Source organism: uncultured Thiocystis sp. (assembly GCF_903866365.1).
Lineage (GTDB): Bacteria > Pseudomonadota > Gammaproteobacteria > Chromatiales > Chromatiaceae > Chromatium.
Genome location: NZ_CAIPNF010000131.1, coordinates 1 through 6,326 on the forward strand (window position 1 = coordinate 1; position 6,326 = coordinate 6,326).

General features: G+C 63.5%; 5 protein-coding genes. 3 read left to right on the forward strand and 2 right to left on the reverse strand.

The annotated features are described in order from the left end of the window. Nucleotides 1–458 precede the first annotated feature (458 nt). The 3 genes from QZY07_RS07875 to QZY07_RS07885 are packed head-to-tail and all read left to right on the forward strand — an operon-like array spanning nucleotide 459 to nucleotide 4,375. Nucleotides 459–2,441: a cytochrome C gene (locus tag QZY07_RS07875; RefSeq protein ID WP_295401367.1), complete on the forward strand. Its 1,983-nt coding sequence runs from the start codon at nucleotides 459–461 to the stop codon at nucleotides 2,439–2,441. 5 nt (nucleotides 2,442–2,446) lie between these two features. Further along, entirely contained in the window at nucleotides 2,447–3,055 is a 609-nt protein-coding gene (locus QZY07_RS07880; protein WP_295401368.1) for a c-type cytochrome, read from the forward strand. 24 nt (nucleotides 3,056–3,079) lie between these two features. Continuing rightward, nucleotides 3,080–4,375, forward strand: a complete 1,296-nt coding sequence (locus tag QZY07_RS07885; RefSeq protein ID WP_295401369.1) for an NAD(P)/FAD-dependent oxidoreductase — start codon at nucleotides 3,080–3,082, stop codon at nucleotides 4,373–4,375. A 67-nt stretch (nucleotides 4,376–4,442) separates the two neighbouring features. Here QZY07_RS07885 and QZY07_RS07890 read toward each other — a convergent pair whose 3' ends face one another. Continuing rightward, entirely contained in the window at nucleotides 4,443–5,318 is an 876-nt protein-coding gene (locus tag QZY07_RS07890) for a DMT family transporter (RefSeq protein WP_295401370.1), read from the reverse strand. A 34-nt stretch (nucleotides 5,319–5,352) separates the two neighbouring features. After that, nucleotides 5,353–6,318, reverse strand: coding sequence for a tRNA dihydrouridine(20/20a) synthase DusA (dusA, locus tag QZY07_RS07895; RefSeq protein ID WP_295401371.1), 966 nt, complete (start codon nucleotides 6,316–6,318; stop codon nucleotides 5,353–5,355). Between the last annotated feature and the right edge of the window lie 8 nt (nucleotides 6,319–6,326).

The following is a 6,326-nucleotide window of genomic DNA, read 5'->3' on the forward strand; positions in this document are numbered from 1 at the left end:
GCCTGTGCGGCGCGGGGATGCGCTGGAAACACCAGGGCGCCAAGATCGTCTTGAGCCTGCGGGCACTCGTGCAGTCCACTGGACGCTGGGCGCAATTCTGGCAAAAGATCGACCAGTTCGGTGCCCAGCCCTGTTAGGATATATTATCGAAAGGCATCACCCGATTGATCCGTCATCCGCAAACACGGAGCCAAACGGAAGTATGAAAATCCAGATCGATTGATCTAAATCAGCAAAGCGGCCGTCTGGCGAGCCAATACGATTGATCATTTTCAATGTGATCGCGCAGAATGCCAGCTCAATAAATTAAGAGCGCGGCTTGCGCCTCGCGCGGTCCGCTCCAGACACGCCGCGCCGGATACCTCGGAGCGCGCGCGCCGCGACACTCCGCAATCCGCATCGCTGGCTTGATCGGCAACAAGAATACACAGATGACCGAGGACACCGGAGGAGCCACGATGCCAAGACGCATCGCCATCACGGGATTCGTCAGCCTCTTGGCGGCGCTTCTCTGCACGAGCATCGTTCCCGTCGCCTTTGCCACCGCGACGGAGCAGCCCGAAGAAGAGCTGATGATCGACCATTTCGATCCAGAGACCGGCAAGCGGGTCATTCCCAATGAACGCTGCCTGACCTGTCACGGCGACCAGCAGCAACAGACGGATGTGCGCGACGACGGCACTCCGGTGCAGATCTTCGTCCACAGCAAGGAGATCGAGGCCAGCGTTCACGGCTCTCAGAGCTGCACCAGTTGCCACGTCACCATCGACCGCGTCCCCCACCGCAAGGCACCGGCGGTCATCGTCGGCTGCATCGAGTGCCACCGGGATACCTGGGAAAAGCACAAGAACGACACGGACGACAAATATGCCCGTCTCAAGGTCGTCAATGAGCAGATCGGCAGTTACATGCAGTCGATCCACGCGCAGCCCAGCAAGCTGGATCAGTCCCGCACCAACGCCACCTGCTACGACTGCCACGAGGGCCACAATATCGGCGAGCTGGGGAGCATTCAGCGCGCCGAGAAGCGCCTGAAGAACCCCGAGGTCTGCGGCCGCTGTCACGAGAAGGAGCTGGAGGACTATCGCACATCCGATCACGGCAAAGCGGTGCTGGAAAAGAAAGACAGCGAGTCGGCGGTGTGCTCTGACTGTCACACCACCCATGACATTGCCTCGCCAGAGACGGACAAGGCAATGCTCGCGATCACCAAGAACTGCGGCGACTGCCACGAAGAGGCCCAGCGCACCTACTTCAAGTCCTATCACGGCCAGGTTCACCGCCTCGGCTACACCGATGCCGCCAAGTGTCACGACTGCCATGGCGGGCATTCGGTGAAGGGCGAAGACGACCCGACCTCGGAGATCCACGCCGACAATCGTCTGGAAAACTGCCGGAACTGCCATGAGGAGGCGAATGACAACTTCCTGAGCTTCTGGCCCCACGGCGACGCCCACGATCGGGAAAACTACCCTGGCCTGTGGGCCTTCCGGGTGTTCATGGAGATCCTGATCTTCTCCGTCATGGGCTTCTTCTGGATCCACGTGCTGTTGTGGCTCTACCGCGAAGTGATGGACCGCATCCAGGGCAAGGGCTTCGTCGAAGACTTGAGCCAGCCCGACCTGGTCTACTTCCGCCGCTTCCCCGTGGTCTGGCGCTGGATCCACTTCCTGTTCGCCATCGCCACCATGACGCTGATCCTGACCGGTACGACGCTGCTGTTCTCGCATACCGCCTGGGCCAAGGCGGTCGTGGAGTTCCTTGGCGGCATCCGGATGGAGGGCATCATCCACCGCACCGCGGCCATCCTCTGGCTCGGGATCTTTTTCATTCACTTGGCGATCGCGACCAGCAACATCTGGCGCCAGCGCAAGACGTTCGAGTGGTTCGGCAGCACCTCCCTGATCCCAAACATGAAGGATCTGCAGGACCTGAAGAACATGTTCAAGTGGTTCCTCGGTCGCGGTCCGCGCCCCGAGTTCAGCCACTGGACCTATTGGCAGAAGTTCGACTATTGGGCGCCCTTCTGGGGTGCCACGGTGATCGGCGCCTCCGGTCTCATCCTCTTCATGCCGGACAAGACCTCTCTCATCCTGCCGGGCTGGACGTTCAACATCGCCAACCTGGTGCATGCCGAAGAGGCGTTGCTGGCGGCCATCTTCCTGAACTCGGTGCACTTCTTCAACGTGCACTTCCGGCCCGAGCGATTCCCGATGAGCACGGCGATCTTCACCGGCGTCATCCCCATCGACGAGTTCAAGCACGACCACCGTCTCGAATACGAGCGGCTCGTGGCGGCCGGTGAGCTGGAGAAGCATCTGGTCCAGCGTCCGTCGCGGCGTGTCTCGCTGGTGGCCTCGTTCATCACCACCGTGCTGATCATGACCGGCCTGACCCTGCTGACGCTGGTGCTGTTCGGCCTGATCACAATACCGAGCTGACGGGGATGGAGAACATGAAGCGCGACAAGACCGTCCACAGGGGCGTTTGCCATCTCCTTCTCGCCATGCTGGCCCTGGTGCTGCCAGCGGCTGTCTCGGCGGAACCATCCGGCCAGGCCATGTCCTTCACCTGCGCCGGTTGTCACGGTACCGATGGGGCCAGTGTTGGACCCTCGATGCCCGCCATCGCCGGCATGGACCCCGAGGTCTTCGTGGACGCCATGCAGGCGTACCGCCAGGACGAGCGCAACGCCAGCATCATGAACCGCATCGCCAAAGCCTACACCGACGAGCAGCTCAAGGAGATGGCCTGGTTCTTCGCCAGTCAGCGCCTGCGTCTGTTTCCGCAGCCCCACGATCCGGTCTTGGCCGAGCAGGGTGCCCGGCTGCACGAGGAATACTGTGAAAAATGCCATGAGAAGGGCGGCCGACCTGGCGATGCCGGCACCCTCGCCGGTCAGTGGATGCCCTATCTGCACTACAGCATGGAGGATTTTATCAATGGCAAACGGAAATGGCCGCGCAAGATGCAGCGCAAGGTCGACGCCGCGATCGAGGCGGCGGGGGACAAGGCCATCCCCGCCCTGGTCAACTATTACGGCAGCCAGCAGTAGCGCGGCGACGGAGAACAGAGCATCGTGACAAACCTGAAACGCAGAACCTTCATCCGTGCCGCCGGCGCGGCCGCCGCGCTGGGGACGCTGGGTTTCCCGTCGCTGGTATTGGGGGCGGCGCGCCGCGTGGTGGTGGTCGGCGGCGGCGTGGGCGGCTGCACCGCGGCCAAGTACCTGCGCAAGCTCGACCCGAGCATCGCCGTGACCCTGATCGAGTCCAAGCCGGCCTACACCTCCTGCTTCATGAGCAACGAGGTTCTGAGCGGCGAACGGACGCTCCAATCGCTGACTTTCGGCTACGACGGTCTGCGTGGCCATGGCATCGAGGTGCTTCAAGAGACGGTCGTCGGCATCGACCCGGAGCGAAGGCAAGTCAAGACCGCGGGCGGCCGCGCGATCGACTACGACGCCTGCGTCGTCTCTCCCGGCATCGGCTTCAAGTGGGGGGCCATCGAGGGCTACGACGAGCAGGTCGCGAACGAAGCGATTCCCCATGCCTGGAACGCCGGGCCGCAGACCCAACTGCTCCGCGACCAGATCGAGGCCATGCCCGAAGGCGGGCATGTGATCATCGTCGCCCCGCCCGATCCGTTCAAATGCCCACCCGGCCCCTATGAGCGCGCCTCGCAGATTGCCCTCTACTGCAAGCACCACAAGCCGAGGGCCAAGATCACCATCCTCGACGCGAAGGACGCCTTCTCCAAGCAAGCCCTTTACATCGAAGGCTGGACCAAACTCTATGGCTACGGCACCGACAACAGCCTGATCCAGTGGGTCAGTGCCGCGGGAGGTGGCGCGGTGGAAGCGCTGGATCCGAGCACCCGCACCCTGACCGGATTGGTCGAGGAATTCCAGGGTGACGTGGTCAACATCATCCCGCCGCAGAAGGCGGGTGCCATCGCCTTTGCCGCCGATCTGGTGGACGGCGACTGGTGCCCGGTGAACAAACGCACCTTCGAGTCCAGCCGCCACAAGGGCATCTATGTGCTCGGCGACGCCTCCAGCGCCGCCACCATGCCGAAGTCCGCCTACGCGGCCAACTCCCAGGCCAAGGTGGCCGCCGCCGCCATCGTCGCCGGTTTCCAAGGTAAGGAGCCGGATGACCCGACCTTCGTCAACACCTGCTACAGCGTCGTCGGCGAGGACTTCGGCATCTCCGTGGCCGCGGTCTACCGCCTCAATGCCGAGACCAACACCATCGAGTCGATCCCCGGCTCCGGCGGCGTCTCGCCCGCGAATGCGAGTCCGGAGATCCGCAAGCGGGAGGTGAGCTATGCCCATAGTTGGTTCAAGAATGTCATTAACGACATGATGGAGTAGAAACAGGCAGTGTGTCCCGCGCGTATCAGGGCCAGGCGCGCCAACGATTCGTCATAGGCCCTATCCATCAGAGCAGAATCAGTATGACCCCGGCCAGCATCAGCGCGCCGGCCGGTAGCCGGGCGACCAGTCCGGTTTCCTGGAACAGCAGGGCGCCATAGAGAATGCCGAGCAGCAGGCTCAGGCGCTTGACGGCGATCATGTAGGCCACCGCGACCTCCTGAATCGCGAGAAAGTGGGTGTAGACCATCAGGCTCATCAAGGCGCCCACGCCGAGCACGCGCCAGAAACGGCTGGCCAGCTTGAGCAGCATCCGTGGTCGTGGCAGAACGAACAGCACGAACGCGGCCATCCCCAGCAAGGCGAAATAAAAGGCGCCAAAGGATTCCGGTGGCAGATACCGCATGGCTCCCTTGCCGAGGGTCGCGGTGACCGCGTAGATCGCCGCAACCGTCAGCATCATCCGCGACCCCGGTTCATCGAGAATCGCCGCGAAGGGCGTGGCCCAGCTTCGCCAGTCGCTCGCACGGGCGTGGTCGCTGTTCAACAGCCAGGCGCCGGCGACCACCAGCAGAACGCCGGCGGCGCCCCGCGCCGATACCCGTTCGCCCAGAATGAGCCAGGCCACGCCGATCACGAACACTGGGGTAAAGGCCAGATAGGGCAGGGTCAGCGAGAGCGGATGGTCGCGGATGGCGGCCATATAGAGCAGCATCGCGGCCAGTTCCAGGGGGACCAGGATGGCGATCCAGCCCCAGAAGGCCAGGGGCAGATCGGTTAGGGGCGGAAGGCCGAGCAGGAGCGGGGTCATCAAAAGACCGGGGATCCCAAACCGAACCACCAGCAGTTCGGGCGCCGAGAAACCCTGGAGCCACGCCTTGGTGGCCGCGTCCGCGCTGGCAAGGGCGAAGGCGCAGAGCAGGGCAAGGGCGATCCAGTTCATGCGGCGAATCGGCGCGGCGGGACGCTGGCGATCCTCAACACCTGGGCTCGGCGGTCACCACGTCCGGCTGACGTTGCGGCGGGGCGGCGGTCGACAACACCTCGATCCCCGCGCCCGGACGATGCGCATTCTCGCTGATCCGGCGACGCCAGGCGCGTCCCCCGGGCTGGCCCTGGAACAGCCCGAGCAGATGGCGGCTCATGGCGCTCAAGGGGACGCCGGCCGCCAGTTCGCGTTCCGCATAGGGTAGAAAACGGTCGAGAACCTCATGGCGGGTCAATGGGGGACGTGCGTCGCCGAAGATGATCCGGTCCGCCCGCGCCAGCATCCAGGGGTTGTGATACGCCTCGCGCCCGATCATGACCCCGTCCAGGGTGGTCAGGAAATCCGCCGCTTCAGCCAAGGTCTTGATCCCGCCATTGAGGCTGATGGACAGGTCGGGAAAATCGATCTTGAGCTGTTGGACGACCTCGTAGCGCAGCGGCGGCACGTCACGGTTTTCCTTGGGACTCAAGCCCTTGAGCCAGGCTTTGCGCGCATGCACGATCAGCGCGTCGCAGCCGGCCGCGGCCTGCGTGCCGACGAAATCGACCAGTTCGCCATAACTGTCGCGGTCATCGATGCCGATGCGGGTCTTGACCGTGACCGGTACCGCGACCGTGTCCTTCATCGCCGCCACGCAGTCGGCCACCAGACCGGGTTCGGCCATCAGACAGGCGCCGAAGCGTCCGTTCTGCACCCGATCGGAGGGACAGCCAACATTGATATTGATCTCGTCATAACCCCAATCCGCGCCAAGGCGCGCGCAACGCGCCATCTCCACGGGGTCGGAGCCGCCGAGCTGGAGCGCGACCGGATGCTCGGCGGGATCGAACCGCAGAAAACGCGCCCGTTCGCCGTGGAGCAGCGCGCCCGTGGTGACCATTTCGGTATAGAGAAGCGTGTGACGGGTGATCAGACGCAGAAAAAAACGGAAGTGCCGATCCGTCCAGTCGAGCATCGGGGCGA

What these genes read in the sequence shown, in the direction of transcription:
- QZY07_RS07880 (WP_295401368.1), top strand. Translation starts at nt 2,447, where the DNA reads ATGGAGAACATGAAGCGCGACAAGACCGTCCACAGGGGCGTTTGCCAT.
- QZY07_RS07890 (WP_295401370.1), bottom strand. Translation starts at nt 5,318, where the DNA reads ATGAACTGGATCGCCCTTGCCCTGCTCTGCGCCTTCGCCCTTGCCAGC.
- dusA (WP_295401371.1), bottom strand. Translation starts at nt 6,318, where the DNA reads ATGCTCGACTGGACGGATCGGCACTTCCGTTTTTTTCTGCGTCTGATC.
- QZY07_RS07875 (WP_295401367.1), top strand. Translation starts at nt 459, where the DNA reads ATGCCAAGACGCATCGCCATCACGGGATTCGTCAGCCTCTTGGCGGCG.